The organism is Micromonospora sp. NPDC047644 (genome assembly GCF_040704315.1).
Lineage (GTDB): Bacteria > Actinomycetota > Actinomycetes > Mycobacteriales > Micromonosporaceae > Micromonospora.
Window position 1 is genome coordinate 90,303 of the sequence record NZ_JBEYSY010000008.1, and the last position, 15,246, is coordinate 105,548.

Genomic DNA, 15,246 nt, shown 5'->3' on the forward strand with positions numbered 1-15,246 from the left:
GTTGACAATTCACTGGGGCGTGGTCAAACTGAGCGCGATCCAAGCGACACGGCACGTGCCGTATCGGAGCCTGATGGACCGAGGGAGAGCACCATGACCGAGACGCTGAGCCGGAACGCCGACAACGACCCGCACCCCGCGTCTGTACGGGGGGCGAGCAGCCGCCGATTCGACGTCGACCGCTGGCAGCGGCGATTCGACGAGCTGCGCCACACGCACCACGTCCCCGGCGCGAGCCTGGCCGTGCTGCTCGACGGGCGGGTCCACGAGCTGGCTAGTGGTGTGCTGCACCGGGGCACCGGCGTGGCGGTCACCCCGGACTCGGTGTTCCTGTCCGGCTCGATCGCGAAGGTCTACACCGCAACGCTCATCATGCGGCTCGCCGACGAGGGGAAGCTGGACCTGCACGCGCCGGTCGTGGACGTGCTGCCGGAGTTCGCCACCCCGGATCCGGAGGCGACCAGGACGATCACCATTCGGCAGTTGCTGTCCCACACCGGCGGCGTGACGAACGACTTCAACTTCGACGGTGGCCGGGGTGACGACTGCCTCGCCCGATACGTCAACGCCGCTCGACGGGTGGCGCTGGACTGCCCGCCCGGCACTGCCATCTCGTACGGCGGGCTCGGTTACATCGTCCTGGGTCGCGTCATCGAGAAGCTCACCGGTCTGACCTGGGACCAGGCCCTCAAGAGCCTGCTGTTCGAGCCGCTCGGCCTGGAACGCTCGATGACCCTGCCCGAGGAGGCCCTGCGCTTCCGCGTCGCCATGAGCCACCTGGGCGGATCCGGCGGCTATCCCGACCCGGCCCCGTCCTGGGACCTGATGCCCCGCTCCATCGGTCCGGCGGGCAGGGTCATCGTCTCCGCCGCCGACATGGCTCGCTTCGCCCGGATGCACCTCGACGGCGGCCTCGCGCCCGACGGCACCCGTGTGCTGTCCACCGATGCTGTGGCCGCGATGCGACACCGAGCTGTCGACGTACCCGACAAGTGGACGGTGAGCGCCGACGGGTGGGGTCTGGGTTGGACGCTCTACGACTGGGACGGCGTCCCCGGCTACGGCCACGACGGCGCGGCCATCGGCCAGTACGCCTACCTGCGTGTCGTCCCGCACGCGAACCTCGCGCTGGTCCTGATGACCAACGGCGGGGCGGCCCGCCTGCTCTACGCCGACCTGTTCCGCGACCTGCTCGCCGAACTCGCCGACGTCACAATGCCCGCGCCGTTCGCCCCGGCCACCGTGCCGCAGTCGATCGACCTCGAACCGCTGCTCGGCACGTACCGGCGCGAGGGCGTCGTCCTCACGGTCTCCCGCACCGACGACGGCTCGCCGCACCTGCGTTACGAATTCGTCGACGACATGGTGGACATGTCCCCACCTCTGGAGATGGACCTGCAACCGGTCACCGCAACGGTCTTCGCCGCCTCCGGCGCGGGACCGTCCTTCAGTGAGGACTACATGCCTGTGGTCTTCTCCACCCTCACCAACGGCACTCAGGTCTGCTACGTGGGTATGCGCGCCACGCCCAAGGTCGCCTGAAAGAGCCTGGCGGGGCGCCGGCAGTGCACCGGGATCGTCGAGCCCGGCGTCGTCGATGCACCGCATCGATGGCGGCCTTGTCCCGATCGGTACCCTCTGGCACGCTCTGACAGCGCCTGACGACGTCGTCTGACATGGGGGAGTGATGAAGGACCAGCGTGCCGCCGCCCAGTCGCTTCAGGTCAGACAGGCGACCGAGAGGTTCGCCGAGCAGCTTCGGACCCTACGGACCAGCGTGGGTGACCCGTCGTTCCGGAAGATGGCCGGGCGCTCGGGCCGGATCTCGCACACCACGTTGCACGAGGCCGCCGCCGGCACCAGGTTCCCCTCCTGGGAAACGGTCCGGGAGTTCGTCCGGGCCTGCGACGCGGACGAGGCCCAGTGGCGGCGTCGCTGGGAGGACGCGCAGCGTCCCGCGTCCGATCCCGGCTCGGAGGACGGCGATGCCGCCCCGGAGGCGACCGGGCCCGTCGCGTCTGTGGTTCCCGTGCCGTCGCCCGAGCGGCAGAACCCGCTGCGGGGCCACCCAACCACCGACCAGGACGTCGCGAGGGGAGCTCGGCGCCGGCTGCCGTGGCTCGCCGCCGCCGCTGTGGCCCTGGTGGTGGCGATGGTCGCCGTGCTGGGCGTCGTCGTCCGCGGCCGGTCGTCCCGGGACGCCCCCGGCACCGTGGCGGCGTCGTCCACGCCGTCGCCGTCGCCCTCCGCGTTCTCGGACTCGCTGATCCCCGGCGACTCGAGCAAGTTCATCGCCGACGTCACCATCCCCGACGGCACCCGGGTGCGGGTGAACTCCCAGTTCGTCAAGGTGTGGGCGCTCAAGAACGTGGGGAAGGTGGCCTGGCACAACCGTTTCCTGGCGCGGACCAACCCGACCGCCGACGCCGACGGTTGCCAGGTGCCGGATCGGGTGGCGATCGGTGACACACCACCGGACGAGCAGGTGATGATCAGTGTCGAGGTCACCGCGCCCAGCCGCCCCGGAAAGTGCTGGGTGAGCTGGAAGATGGTCGACGAGAACGGCCAGGAGTATTTTCCCACCCGCCGGCCGGTGTACTTCATGGTCACCGTCACCGCCTGAACGCGCTCCCGGTCGCCCCGGCCGGTGCCGGCGTGCGATCGACTGATGTCAGCCCGGACGCCACCGAATCTGACAACACCACGTCCATCGAGGTCGGTGACGGCCTGACGGATCTGACAGCACAGCAGGGGTACCGAACAGCAGGCCAAATCTCGCAAGGTGATGTCCGTTCCGAACGACTCACCAACTGCGAGGAGGATCGACAGTGCGCCGTCCCTGGTTGTCCGTCGGGCTCGCCGCGCTCTGCGTGGCCGTCGGCGTCCCGGCCCACGCCGGAGCCGCGACATCCGGCGCCACAGCGCAGCGACCCGTCACCACGGCCGCGCGGCCGGTCGTGGACATGGAGGCCACCGTCCTGGCCGCCCAGATCGACCCCCGCCGCGCCGACAACACACTGACCCCGGGCGCGAAGAACTCCGTGCTCGCCGTCGAGCAGGCGCTCCAGGCTCAGGGCCTGCTGACCGCACAGTGGGTCGACGGCTACTTCGGCACCGTCACCGTCTCGGCGTACGCGGCGTACCAACGCTCACTCGGCTACACCGGGCTGGCCGCGAACGGGCTACCCGGCACGACGTCACTGACGAAGCTCGGGCTGAACCGTTACACAGTCGGCAACACGATCGGCCCGGGCGCGAAGGTCCCGCGCGACGGGTACGTCGTCAACGCCCGCACCCAGGCCATGCTGGCCGAGGCGCAGCGGCTGCTCGGCTACTCCCTGGTGCTCGACCAGGGCTCCTACAACCCCGGGGGCGACCCCACCTCGGCTGGTACGCACGACGGCGGGGGTGTGGTGGACATCGCGGTCACCGGCATGACCGCGGCCAGGCGTACCGCCGTCGCCAGGGCCCTGCGTCAGGTCGGCTTCGCCGCCTGGGTCCGTAACCCGGGTCAGGGCGACTGGCCGTGGCACATCCACGCCACGGCGATCAACGACACCGACCTGTCCAGCCAGGCGCAGCACCAGGTGGGCGACTACTACCTGGGCATGAACGGCCTTGCCAACCAGGGACCGGACGACGGCCCCCGGGTCCCGATCAAGACCTGGGAGCAGTACCAGCGCGGGCAGTGACCCGCACCCTCTCACCGTTTCGGAAAGGACACCATGAACGTCCGTAAGAGCCTCGCCGCCGTCAGCGTCGCGCTGGCCGCGACCACCTCGATCCTCAGCGTCGCATCGCCCGCGTCGGCGGCGGCCCGGGACGGGGTCTGCGACAGTGGCGAGTTCTGCTACTACTACAACAGCGGCAACGCCGGATCGATCTCGGACTTCACCGGCTCGCTCGACGACTACGGCACCGAGCAGCCCTCGTGCTACGACTTCAAGGGCGCCGGCGCCGGCAAGGGCCTGTGCATCAAGAACGAGGCCGCCTCGGTCTGGAACCGCAGCACCAAGACCGTGCGCGTCTACTACAACAGCGGCTACGCCGGTTCCTACCAGGACTTCGCGGCCGGCGCGAAGGGGAACCTCAACGCCACGCTGAAGAACAACAACGCCTCACACCAGTTCTCGCCGTCGGCGCGCACGAACCTGTCGTACGCCCTCTACCAGGCCAGCGGCGGCGTGGTCACGTGCGCCTTCGACGGGTACACCACCACGCCCGGCCGGCACGAGGGCATCGACATCGCCCGCAGCGTCGGCTCGGACGTGCGCGCCCTGGTCTCCGGAACGGTCACCTACGTCGCGCGGGGCAACACCGGTAGCGGCGGCCTGTCCACGATCTCCGTCTACAACTCCTCGCTCAACAAGACGGTGATCTACCTGCACACCGCGCCGAGGTCCGGGGTGGGCGTGGGCGACGCCATCAGCAAGGGCGAGATCATCGCCGACGAGTCGTGGCACGGGGTGTCCTCCAGCTCGGGCGCGCACACCCACGTCGAGGTCCGGGCGGGCCGCCAGACCCACGCGGCCGTCAGCGTCGGCGATCCCACCCTGGACAACGCCGACCCGACCGCGTTCTGGAACTCGCAGGGCTACAACGAGAGGTAGGACGCCGTGCAGCTTCGCAAGGGTCTCGCCGTCCTCGGCGCCGTCCTCGCCATGTCCACCTCGATCCTGAGTGTCGCCTCGCCGGCAGCGGCGGCCGCACGGGACGGAACCTGCGACAGCGGTGAGTTCTGCTACTTCTACAACAGCAACCAGGCCGGCTCGGTCTCCGACTTCACCGACTCTCTGGACGACTACGGCACGACCCAGCCGACCTGTTACGACTTCAAGGGCTCCGGCAGCGGCAAGGGCCTGTGCGTGAAGAACAACGCGGCATCGGTGTGGAACCGCACCGGCAAGACCGTGCGGGTCTACTTCAACAGCAACTTCGCTGGTGCGAGCCAGGACTTCGCGGCCGGCGCGAAAGGCAACCTCAACGCCACGCTGAAGAACAACAACGCCTCGCACGAGTTGCTGAGCGGGCCGACGGGCTGTAACACCGACGGCACCAACAGCAAGCTGCCGAGCAGCATCCTCGTCTACCGGGTCGGTCTCGGGCGAGTCGATCGGGTCGAGTTCAAGACGTACGTCAAGAACGTGCTGCCGAACGAGTGGATCACGAGCTGGCCGGCCGCCTCGCTTGACGCCGGTGCGATGGCCGTCAAGAGCTACGCCTGGTACTGGGCGTTGCACTCGACCCGCAAGACGCCCGGTGGCCAGTGCTACGACGTCCGTGACGACACCGGCGACCAGGTCTACCGGCCGTCGTCGGCGCAGTCGTCGACGTCCGCCGCGGTGGACCGGACCTGGTCGGCCCGGATGACCCGGAGCGGCAACATCCTGCGGGCGCACTACTGTGCGACGACCACCGCGTGCGGTGGCTGGGTGGACGGGGACTGGATGTCGCAGTACGGCTCGCGTGACCTCGCCAACGAGGGCAGGACCTACCAGGCGATCCTTCGCTACTACTACCGCGACATCGCCCTCTCCTGAGATCACGCACCAACCTCGCCGCCCGCCGCAGATCCGCGGCGGGCGGCGCGCTGGTGACCGCCGGTTACGCCAGCGGCTCGAGCGCCTCGACCAGCACCTCGAGCACATGCCGGTACGGCTGGCCGGTGGCCCGGCTCATGCCCATCTCGCAGGTGCGGTTGCAGGAGGCGTACGCGTCGAAGTCGCGCTGATTGATCTCGGCCGCCTGCGCCGCGGTGGCCCCGGCCGTGACGTCGGGGTGCAGCAGCCCCCGGTCGCCGGCGAAGGCGCAGCACCCCCAACTGTCCGGCACGGTGACGGTGTCGGCGACCGCCCCGGCCACCGCGCGCAGGTCGTCGATGCCGCCCAGGTGCACGGTGGAGCAGGTGGGGTGCAGCGCCAGCGAGCCCAGTCGTCGGGGCTGCGGCAGCGCCGGCAGGAGGTGTTCGGCGGTGAAGGTCACGCTGTCGACGAAGCGCAGCGCGCCGTAGCGTGCCTGGTCCTTCTCGGCCAGCGCGGCGGTCAGCTGCGTCAACCCGTGCGTGCACGATGACGCGTCGCACACGACGGGCAGGCGACCCGCGTCACTGGCCGTCCAGAGCGCTTCCAGGGTCCGCTGCGCCATCTCGCGGTGGCCGGCGGGGTAACCCTTGGACTGCCACGGGGTTCCGCAGCACAGGCCGGCCGCGCCGGTCGGTACGACGAGCGGCACCCCCGCCAGTTCGCAGAGGCGCAGGAACGCCGCCGCCGCACCGCCGGACGAGCCGTCCTCGGGGGCGAAGAGACTGCCGACGCAGGCTGCGAAGAACACCGCCTGGGCGTCCGGCGCGCTGCGCGGGGTGGGCCGGGGAGCGCCGGCCCGCGGCATGTCGTCTGTCCACAATGGCATCAGCTCGGTGGCGCCGAGCCCACGGATCATCCCGGTGGCGGCGCGGGTCACCGGTGTCGGCACGGCGTGCGCGGCGGTCAGCCCCACCCGGACGCCCGTCACGGCGGCCCGCCAGTGCTTCGCGGCGGTGCGGGCGGTGCGCTGGGCGCGAGGGCTGTGCCGCTCGGCGCGCAGCCGTTTCATCGCCGCCCCGGTGTCGATGCCGACCGGGCAGGCGGTGACGCAGAGGCTGTCGGCGGCACAGCTGTCCACCGCGGCGTACGCGTAGTCGGTGGTCAGCTCCCGGCGGCGCTCCTCGTCACCGGCCGCGGTGGCGAGGGCGATCTGTCGTTGCAGCACGATGCGCTGCCGGGGCGTGGTGGTCACGTCGGCGGTGGGGCAGACCGGCTCGCAGTAGCCACACTCGACGCAGGCGTCCAGCTCGGGGTCGACGGTCGGGACGGCCTTGAGCTGCCGCAGGTGCACGGTCGGGTCGTCGTTGAGCAGCACACCGGGGTTGAGCAGGCCGCTCGGGTCGCACAGCCGCTTGAGTTCGCGCATCACGTCGTACAGTTCGTCGCCGTACTGCCGGCGGACGAAGGGCGCCATCGCCCGACCGGTGCCGTGCTCCGCCTTGAGTGTCCCGCCCTCGGCGAGCACCAGGTCGACCATGTCGTCGGTGAACCGGGCGTAGCGGTCGATCTCGGCGGGGCTGTCGAAGGACTGCGTCAGCATGAAGTGCAGGTTGCCGTCCCGGGCGTGTCCGAAGATCACCGCGTCCGGGTAGCCGTGCCTGTCGAACAGGCGGATCAGCCCGTCGCAGGTGCCGGTCAGGCGTGGCATCGGCACTGCGACGTCCTCCAGCAGGGCCGTGGTGCCGGGCGGGCGGGCCCCGGCGACGGCGGTGTAGAGGCCCTTGCGCAAGTGCCAGAGGTTGGCCCGTTCGCGGGGGTCGCGGGTCAGCTCGGTGCCGGTGACGGCCGGCAGCCGGTCGAGCACGGGCTGAGCGTCGGCGAGCGTCGCGGCCAGCCGCTCCGCGCTGTCCTCGGCGAACTCCACCAGCAGCGCGGCGTGCCCGGTGACCGTCAGCCCGCGCAGGGCCGCGCTCGCGCCCGGGTCGCGCTGGCTGACCCGCAGCGCGGCCGCGTCGAGCAGCTCGGCGGTACGGGCGCCGGCGGCGAGCAGGGCCGGCAGCGCGTCGGTGGCGTCGGTGAGACCGGGCAGGATCAGCAGGCCGGTGGCGGCGTGGTCGTGGATCTCGACGGTACGGAAGACGGCCTCGGCCACGAAGCCGAGAGTGCCCTCGCTGCCGATCATCAGGTGGGCGAGCATCTCGACCGGGGTGCTGTGGTCGAGCAGCGAGTTCAGCCCGTACCCCATGGTGTTCTTCATGGCGAACAGCCGCTCGATGGTGGCGCGCGACCCCGGCGTCGAGCGCACCCGGTCGCGCAGGCGCAGCAGCCCGGCGTGCAGCTCGGGCTCGTCGGCCCGCAGCCGGTCGTCGGCGTCGCGAGCGCCGGAGTCGACGACGGTGCCGGACGGGAGCACGAAGCGCAGCGACTCCATGGTGCGGTACGCGTTGTCGGTGGTGCCGCAGGTCATCCCGCTGGAGTTGTTCGCCACCATGCCGCCCACCGTGCAGGCGGCCTCGCTGGCCGGGTCCGGGCCGAGCCGGCGTCGGTAGCGGGCCAACCGGGCGTTGGCCTGCCGGATCGTCAGGCCCGGCTGGAGCCGGATGCGGCGGCCGTCGTCGAGGACCTCGGCGTGCCGCCAGTCGGTGCGGACGTCGACGAGCACGCCTGCGCCGCCGGCCTGCCCGGCCAGGCTGGTGCCGCCGCCGCGCAGGGTCAGTGGCACGCCGGCCTCGCGGGCGCCGGCCATCAGCGCCCCCACCTCGGCGGCCGAGGCGGCGCGGACCACGGCCTGCGGCTCGAACAGGTACGGCGAGGCGTCGTGTGCCGCCGCCAGCCTCCGGGGCAGCTCGGCGCTGGCCCGGCTCGGATCGTCGAGGCGCGAGCGCAGCAGCTCGGCGACCTCGCGGGCGCGAGCGCCGGCCGCGGTCGTCGGCGGCACGGGTACGACGGTGCTCATGGGCGGATCCTCCGAGAAGGGATGGTCAGTCGGCCACCGGAGACGCGACGACAAGCAACCGGGCGGGCGCGGTGCTGGCCGGAGCCGGCAGCCGCAGCGGCTGCCGGCCGGGGGTGATGCTGCCGAGCACCGAGGCGCGCCGCGCGCCGGTGCCCGAGGGCAGGGTGCCCGGCAGCCCGTGCACGGTCAGGTAGCCCAGCAGCGCGAAGGCCAGCGCCTCCTTGGCGTCCGACGTGACGCCCAGGTCGTCGCTGGCGGACAGCGCCACGCCGGGCAGCTCGTCGGCGAGCATGCGCATCAGGGTCGGGTTGTGTGCGCCGCCGCCGGAGACGACGAGCCGGGTGACGCTGTGGTCGCGGCAGGCGCCGGCCACTGTGACCGCCGTCAGCCGGGTGAGCGTGGCCAGCACGTCCTGCGGGTCCGGTGTGGGCGCGTCGGCGAGGGCGGCCATCAGGTACGGCAGGTGGAACAGCTCCTTCCCGGTGCTCTTCGGGCCGGGCAGCCGGTAGTACGGCTCGTCGAGCAGCCGCCGCAGCAGGTCCGGGTTCACCTGTCCGGCGGCGGCCCCGCGCCCGTCGGTGTCGTACTCCTCGGTGCCCCCGCTGAAGTGGCGGGCGGCGGCGTCGAGGAGTGCGTTGGCCGGGCCGGTGTCGAAGGCGAGTGGGTCCGCGTCCGGCGCGACGACCGTGATGTTGGCGATGCCGCCCAGGTTCAGCGCGGCCGGTACGCCGGGTAGACCACCCAGCAGCAGTGTGTCGAAGAGGGCGACCAGGGGGGCGCCCTGGCCGCCGGCGGCCACGTCGCGACTGCGCAGGTCGGCCACGACCGGAAGGCCGGTGGCCTCCGCTATCCAGGCCGGCTGACCCAGCTGGAGAGTGCCCCGGACCGTGCCCGCCTCGACCCAGTGGTGCATCGTCTGCCCGTGCGAGACGACCAGGTCGGCGTCGCCGTCGCACAGTTGGGCGAGGGCCCGCGCGCCGGCCTGGGCGAAGGCCTGACCGATGCCGGTGTCCAGCACGCAGATCGCCTCGGTGGTGGTCGCCGCGGGCGGCAGGGCCGCGGCGATCCGCGTGCGCAGCTCGTCGGAGTAGGGGTGACTGAGCCGGCCCAGCGGTCGCATCCGCAGGGTGTCGCCGCTCAGCTCGAACTCGGCCGCAGCGGCTTCGATACCGTCGTAGGAGGTTCCGGACATCAGGCCGATCACGCGCATCACGTCCTCCTTCACGCCCGGCCGGCTGGCGCCGCCGCCGCGTCGTCGTCGACCTCGTCGGTACGTCCATGGTCGTACGGAGTCTCCGGGGCCGGGTGGAACCGGCTGGCCACCGCGCCGACGACCAGGGTGATCAGGACGCCGATCGGGACCAGCCACTGCGCGGCGATGGCGGTGGCGGTGGTGGTGCCGGCCGTCGTCACGTCGATCTTGACGTAACGGACGATGTAGGTCATCACCGCCACGGTGACCAGGAAGGCGATCACCGCGTCGACCTGGTTGGCCCGCTTGACGAGGCGGCCGAGCAGGAAGGCCCCGAGCAGCGCCCCGTAGGTGTAGCCGGCGATCGTCAGACCGGTCAGGTAGACGTTTCCGGTGCTGGAGCTGAACGCGCAGGCGAAGATCGCCATCAGCACCGCCCAGACCAGGGTCATCACCCGGGCGAGCCGGAGCATCGTGTCGTCGGACGGCACCGTGCGGAAGAAGCTGTGGATGAAGTCGGCGACCGTGGAGTTCGACATCGAGTTCAACGCCGACGACAAGGAGCCCATCGCCGCGCCGAGGATGCCCGCCACCAGCAGACCCGAGATGCCCACCGGCAGGGCGTGCAGGATGAAGCTCGGGTAGAGGTTGTCGCTGCTGGCCAGGCCGAGCTCCTTGAAGGTCTGACCCTTGTTGTACGACCACAGCAGCGCGCCGACCAGGGAGAACGCCGCGAACTGGATCACCACGAAGATGCCCGACGAGATCATCGCCTGCTGTCCCTCGCGCAGGGTGCGGGTGGACAGGATGCGCTGCACGATCAGCTGGTCCGAGCCGTGGCTGGCCATCGCGAAGATCGCGCCGCCGATGATGGCGGTCGGCAGGGCGAACGGGCTGGTGAGCACGTGCGCGAGGTTGAAGTTGGTGTCGAAGAGCTGGAACTTGCCGGCGTCCAGTGCCTGCGAGTAGCCGTCGAAGCCGACGGCGTGGCTGAGCACCGCGATGGCGAGGATCGCCCCGCCCAGGTACAGCCCCATCTGGATAGCGTCGGTCCAGATGACCGCCTTGATGCCACCGAGGTAGGTGTAGACCACCGTGATGAGCGTCAGAACGATGATGATGGCCTGATAGCCGACATTCAGCCCGAACTCGTCGAGAAGAAGCTTGATGGGGATGGCCGAGGCGAACAGCCGCACACCCTCGGCCAGCAGGCGGGTGAAGACGAACGTCACCGACGCCAGCCCTTGAAGTTTCAGGCCAAACCGCTCACCGAGGTACTGGTAGGCGCTGACGAACCCACCCCGCTTGTAGAGCGGGATGAGCACCGCGGCCACCACGACCCGACCGATCACGTAACCCAGGGCCAGCTCGACGTTGCCGAAGCCCTGACCGCTGTAGGCGCCGCCGGGAACACTGATCACGGTCAGGACGCTGGTCTCGGTGGCAACCACCGAGAACGAGACGGTCCACCAGGGCAGCCGACCCTCGCCCACGAAGTAGTCCTTGGCGGACTTCTGTTTACCGGACAGGCGTAGTCCGACGAAGGCGATCACCACGAGGTACAGCACGATCACGACGAGGTCGAGTTGACGCACGGCTCGCTCCCAACCAGCGGTTGTCAATAAGTGACGTTGAGCCAGCCTAACTCGAAACTTTTTGCCACCGCCCGTCCGGGCTGGTTACGCTGTGGTTTCAGCCTGCTGATACGGGGACTGTTCGCAGCAACGCTCTCGGTTCGGCCGCGGCGGCGGGTCGCGAGACGCGCTCGACGGCGAGCCACCGCCGGGCGACCGGGCCTCTCCCCGCCGGCCGGCGACTGCAGACCAGCGAGAGGAACGAGCACCCCGTGGACCTCAGCACCCTCGGCACCGAGACCCGCAACGACAAGACCGGCGACCTCGACCGGATGTCTCCCACCGAGTTGCTTCTCGCGATGAACGACGAGGACCAGACCGTCGCCGCCGCCGTCCGCCGGGCCGTGCCGGACATCGCCGCCGCCGTCGACGTCATCGTGGCCTCGCTCCGTCAGGGCGGACGGCTGATCTACCTCGGCGCGGGCACCAGCGGCCGGATCGGCATGCTCGACGCCGTCGAGATCCCACCCACCTTCGGTACGACGCCCGAGCGGGTCATCGGTCTGCTCGCCGGCGGGGCGCGAGCCTTCGGTGTCGCCGTGGAGGGCGCTGAGGACGACCCGGCCCGCGCCGTCTCCGACCTCGACGCCGTCGGCCTGACCGCCCGCGACACGGTGGTCGGGCTCGCGGCCAGCGGCCGTACCCCGTACGTGGTCGGTGGGTTGGACCATGCCCGCGCGCGTGGCGCGGCGACCGTCTCGGTGGCCTGCAACACCGGCGCGGTGACCAGCCGTCACGCCGACGTCGCCATCGAGGTGCCCACCGGTCCCGAGGTGCTGACCGGCTCCACCCGGCTCAAGGCCGGCACCGCCGAGAAGCTGGTCTGCAACATGCTCTCGACCGCCACGATGGCCCGGCTCGGCAAGGTCTACGGCAATCTGATGGTGGACATGAACGCCACCAACGAGAAGCTCGTCGACCGGGCGCGCCGGATCGTCGCCGACGCCGCCGACACCGATCTCGACACGGCCGCTCGGGCGCTCGCGGCGGCGCACGGGCACGCCAAGACGGCCATCGTGCTGCTGCTGGCCAACTGCACCGCCGAGGAGGCCGCCGCTCGGCTGCGCGCCGCCGACGACGACGTACGGGCAGCCGTCGCGGCCTGATCCACACGTCCGCGACAGCGCCCTGACCCGGGTGATGTCGACCAGCAGCACCGCGGACCCGGCCGGCGCCCTCGTCTTCCCCGGCCTCGCGCTCTCGTCAGGTCGACGAAGCGCCCCGTCCGCGACGGACGGGGCGCTTCGTGGTGTCAGTTGAGCGGTGAATCCGGAACCGTTCGGTCCTCGTCGACGTCGAGAGCGCTGGCCAGCTCGATCCGGGGGGACCGGTCCGGCGGGAGGTGGGCGAAGTCGGCGATGACGACGACATCCACCTCTCCGTCGATCATCGACTGTTCGATGGTCTCCCAAGGGGCCCGCATGACTCCTGCGAATCGGTAGGAGTTTCGGCGGAGGTGACTGAGGCACCTCGCGACGACGGGCTCTGACGGCTCGATGTCGGCGGGGATCCAGATAACGGCGATTTCCATGAACCTCTCCTGATCAACGTCGTGGACGCGAGTGGGTGATCAGGAGTTGTCGGGGCGGGGGAGGGCCCCGCTCGACGGGTCGGCTGGTGGCGCGCATGTCGACGGCGGTGACGGTGCGCCCTGCGCGCAGAGGCGAGGTGGGCGGCACACCTTCGGCCGTCGAGGTGGGTGGATCGGCGCCGCCGGCACCGACGCCGGTCGGTGCGGACGCGAGCGCCAGGACGAACGCCGGTGGCCCTGGTGCGGGCCGGGCGGGCGGGTCGGGCCGCTGTCCGGTGACGGCGGGCACCGTCTTCCTCGCCTGCCGCGACGCCTGGCCGTCGGACGTGCCGCCCTGGGACACCGTTGCCGGCACACGTGTCGGCGATGGCTGCGAGTCGGCCCGTGGCTTCGGGGACGCCGAGGCGGATGGTGCGGGTGTGGCCGTAGGCGACGAGGGTGGGGTGTCTGCCGGCCGACCTGGCCGGGCGGTGGAGGGGCTGGTCGACGGCGTCGGCACCGGAACCGCCGACGGCAGGGGCACCGGCACCTCCGACGGCAGGGGCAGCGGGTCCGTCGACGGTAGCGGCACGGGTAGCGAGACGACAGCGGTCGGCAGGGGCAGGGGGACGGTCAGCTGCACCTCGACCACGTCGGCCACCGAAACCCTGACGGCCTCCGGCGAGGTGGCGACCTCCACCAGCGGGAGCCGCGACGGCGATGGGGTGTCGGCGTGAGCGGGGTCGGCACCCAGGGCCGCGCCGAGCGCCACCGCGCCGAGCGCCACCGGAGGGAGGCTGTGCCGCAGCCGCATCAGACGCGGACCGCCGTCAGTGGGATCGCCGGCCGTACCTGCCCCGGGTCACCGGTCCGGTGCTGCTGGCCGAGCGGATGCCCCGCGCGCCCTGCCGTTCCCTCCATGGCGGGTTCTTGCCCCGCAGGATCGAGGGCTACACCTCCTGTCGATGTCCGGTGGGTGAGGTGGGCAGATCGGCACCGCATCCGCCTGGTTCACACCCGTGCCTCGGTGGGTGTCGGCGTGGCGTCGAGCGGCAGGTCACGCAGTCGCCGGATCGGCGTCGACAGGTAGATGATCGGGGACAGCACGGTGAGCGCCCCGAAGATCAGCAGGGTGGTACGGGCGCCGAGTGGCCCGGCCAGGACGCCGGCCAGCAGGCCGCCGACCGGGATGGCGCCCCAGGAGACGAACTTGACCGTGGCGATCACCCGGGACAGCAGCTCCGGCGGGCTGGCGATCATCCGGTACGTACGGGTGGTCACGCTGAGCACCACAGTGGAACTCGCGAAGATGAGGTTCCCGACGGTGAAGGCCAGGAACGCGGCGGTGCCGGTGCCCAGCGGGATGATGAGCGCGCCGGCCACGCCGACGAAGGCCGCGATGATGAGGCCGCGGGCGGTGCCGAAACGGTTGGTGAAGCGGGTCGTCAGCGCCGCGCCGATGAGCGTGCCGAGGCCGTCGGTGGCGATCAGCAGTCCGACCATGAGCGGCGACGCGTGCAGCTCACGCATCAGGTAGAACGGGAACAGGGCCAGCATGGCGCCGTTGACGAAGTTCGTCGCGGTGGCGTCCCACATGGCCGGTCGCATGATCGGGTGCCGCAGCACGAAGTGCCATCCCTCGCGGATCATCGTGACCATCGGTGGCCGCTCGGCCGGTCGCTGCACCCGCCGGGCCGGAAGGGTGCGCAGCAGCGCGGCGGAGAGCAGATAGCTGACGGCGTCCACGAAGAGCGTCGGCACCGCACCCAGCACCTGCACCGCGAGGCCGCCCAGGGACGGCCCGCCCAGCGCGTTGGCGGCGTGCGTGCCGGAGGTGAGGCTGTTGCGGGCCTGCAACTGGGCGGCCGGCACGATCTCCGGCAGGAAGGTCTGGTTCGCCACGTCGAACAGCACGTTGGCGAAGCTCACCACCAGGGCGACCGCGATCAGTTGGGCCACCGTGAGCAGGTCGAACCACCAGGCCAGGGGGACCGATGCGATGGTGAGGGCCCGGACCAGATCCAGGGTGACCTGCATGCCGCGCAGCGGCAGACGCTGCACGATCACGCCCGCCGGCAGGCTGATCAGGAGGTACGCCAGATAGCTCGCCGCCGTGACCAGGCCCATTTCGAAGGCCGACGCGTGCAGCACGCTCAGCGCGGTCAGCGGTAGCGCCAGCGCGCCGACCGCCGAGCCGAGTTGGCTGGTCGTGCCGGCGACCCACCACCGCCAGAACGCAGTAAGTCTCATAATGAAACTCACTATAGGGCCCGTCGCGTGGGCAGGCGACCCCGTGTATCCGGGTGGTCATTGGCGAGCGGTCGGGGTCATCGGCGAGCCGGCCGGGCTTGACGTTTCACACTCGCGTGACGGGTATCCAGGCGTACCAGTGCGACCTGCGGTAACAGCTTCATCGGAGTGAGGGGGCACCT

Annotated in this window: 12 protein-coding genes; 6 read left to right on the forward strand and 6 right to left on the reverse strand. The window is 71.0% G+C overall.

Annotated features, from left to right (window positions below; translation table 11 throughout):
- Positions 1–93 precede the first annotated feature (93 nt).
- The 5 genes from AB0877_RS14985 (at position 94) to AB0877_RS15005 (ending at position 5,540) form a co-directional block, all read left to right on the forward strand.
- The gene (locus tag AB0877_RS14985) at positions 94–1,542 is read left to right on the forward strand and encodes a serine hydrolase domain-containing protein (RefSeq protein ID WP_366609125.1); all 1,449 of its coding nucleotides are present in this window, start codon (positions 94–96) and stop codon (positions 1,540–1,542) included.
- A 145-nt stretch (positions 1,543–1,687) separates the two neighbouring features.
- Positions 1,688–2,623 carry an NBR1-Ig-like domain-containing protein gene (locus AB0877_RS14990; RefSeq protein ID WP_366609126.1) on the forward strand — a complete coding sequence of 312 codons (936 nt, stop codon included), beginning with the start codon at positions 1,688–1,690 and terminating at the stop codon, positions 2,621–2,623.
- Positions 2,624–2,828: 205 nt separating this feature from the next.
- Positions 2,829–3,692, forward strand: coding sequence for a peptidoglycan-binding domain-containing protein (locus AB0877_RS14995; RefSeq protein WP_366609127.1), 864 nt, complete (start codon positions 2,829–2,831; stop codon positions 3,690–3,692).
- 33 nt (positions 3,693–3,725) lie between these two features.
- A complete protein-coding gene (locus AB0877_RS15000) occupies positions 3,726–4,610 on the forward strand; it encodes a peptidase inhibitor family I36 protein (protein ID WP_366609128.1) in 885 nt (294 codons plus the stop codon).
- A gap of 6 nt (positions 4,611–4,616) precedes the next feature.
- On the forward strand, positions 4,617–5,540 hold the full coding sequence (locus AB0877_RS15005) for a SpoIID/LytB domain-containing protein (protein ID WP_366609129.1): 924 nt from the start codon (positions 4,617–4,619) through the stop codon (positions 5,538–5,540).
- A gap of 64 nt (positions 5,541–5,604) precedes the next feature.
- On the opposite strand, the gene AB0877_RS15010 is transcribed toward AB0877_RS15005, so the two are convergent.
- From AB0877_RS15010 to AB0877_RS15020, 3 genes are read right to left on the reverse strand one after another with little or no spacing between them, the layout of a single operon-like run.
- Positions 5,605–8,478, reverse strand: coding sequence for an FAD-binding and (Fe-S)-binding domain-containing protein (locus tag AB0877_RS15010; protein WP_366609130.1), 2,874 nt, complete (start codon positions 8,476–8,478; stop codon positions 5,605–5,607).
- Between the two features lie 25 nt (positions 8,479–8,503).
- Positions 8,504–9,688 (reverse strand): anhydro-N-acetylmuramic acid kinase, encoded by a 1,185-nt coding sequence (locus tag AB0877_RS15015; protein WP_366609131.1) that lies wholly within the window; start codon positions 9,686–9,688, stop codon positions 8,504–8,506.
- Positions 9,689–9,699: 11 nt separating this feature from the next.
- Entirely contained in the window at positions 9,700–11,265 is a 1,566-nt protein-coding gene (locus tag AB0877_RS15020) for a sodium:solute symporter (RefSeq protein WP_366609132.1), read from the reverse strand.
- A gap of 251 nt (positions 11,266–11,516) precedes the next feature.
- Here AB0877_RS15020 and murQ point away from each other — a divergent pair, with 251 nt between their 5' ends.
- Positions 11,517–12,410: an N-acetylmuramic acid 6-phosphate etherase gene (gene murQ, locus AB0877_RS15025; protein WP_366609133.1), complete on the forward strand. Its 894-nt coding sequence runs from the start codon at positions 11,517–11,519 to the stop codon at positions 12,408–12,410.
- 146 nt (positions 12,411–12,556) lie between these two features.
- Here murQ and AB0877_RS15030 read toward each other — a convergent pair whose 3' ends face one another.
- The 3 genes from AB0877_RS15030 to AB0877_RS15040 all read right to left on the reverse strand — a co-directional run bounded on the left by AB0877_RS15030 (position 12,557) and on the right by AB0877_RS15040 (position 15,064).
- Positions 12,557–12,694, reverse strand: a complete 138-nt coding sequence (locus tag AB0877_RS15030; protein ID WP_366609134.1) for a hypothetical protein — start codon at positions 12,692–12,694, stop codon at positions 12,557–12,559.
- Between the two features lie 154 nt (positions 12,695–12,848).
- Entirely contained in the window at positions 12,849–13,601 is a 753-nt protein-coding gene (locus tag AB0877_RS15035; RefSeq protein WP_366609135.1) for a hypothetical protein, read from the reverse strand.
- A 224-nt stretch (positions 13,602–13,825) separates the two neighbouring features.
- A complete protein-coding gene (locus AB0877_RS15040; RefSeq protein ID WP_366609136.1) occupies positions 13,826–15,064 on the reverse strand; it encodes an MFS transporter in 1,239 nt (412 codons plus the stop codon).
- Between the last annotated feature and the right edge of the window lie 182 nt (positions 15,065–15,246).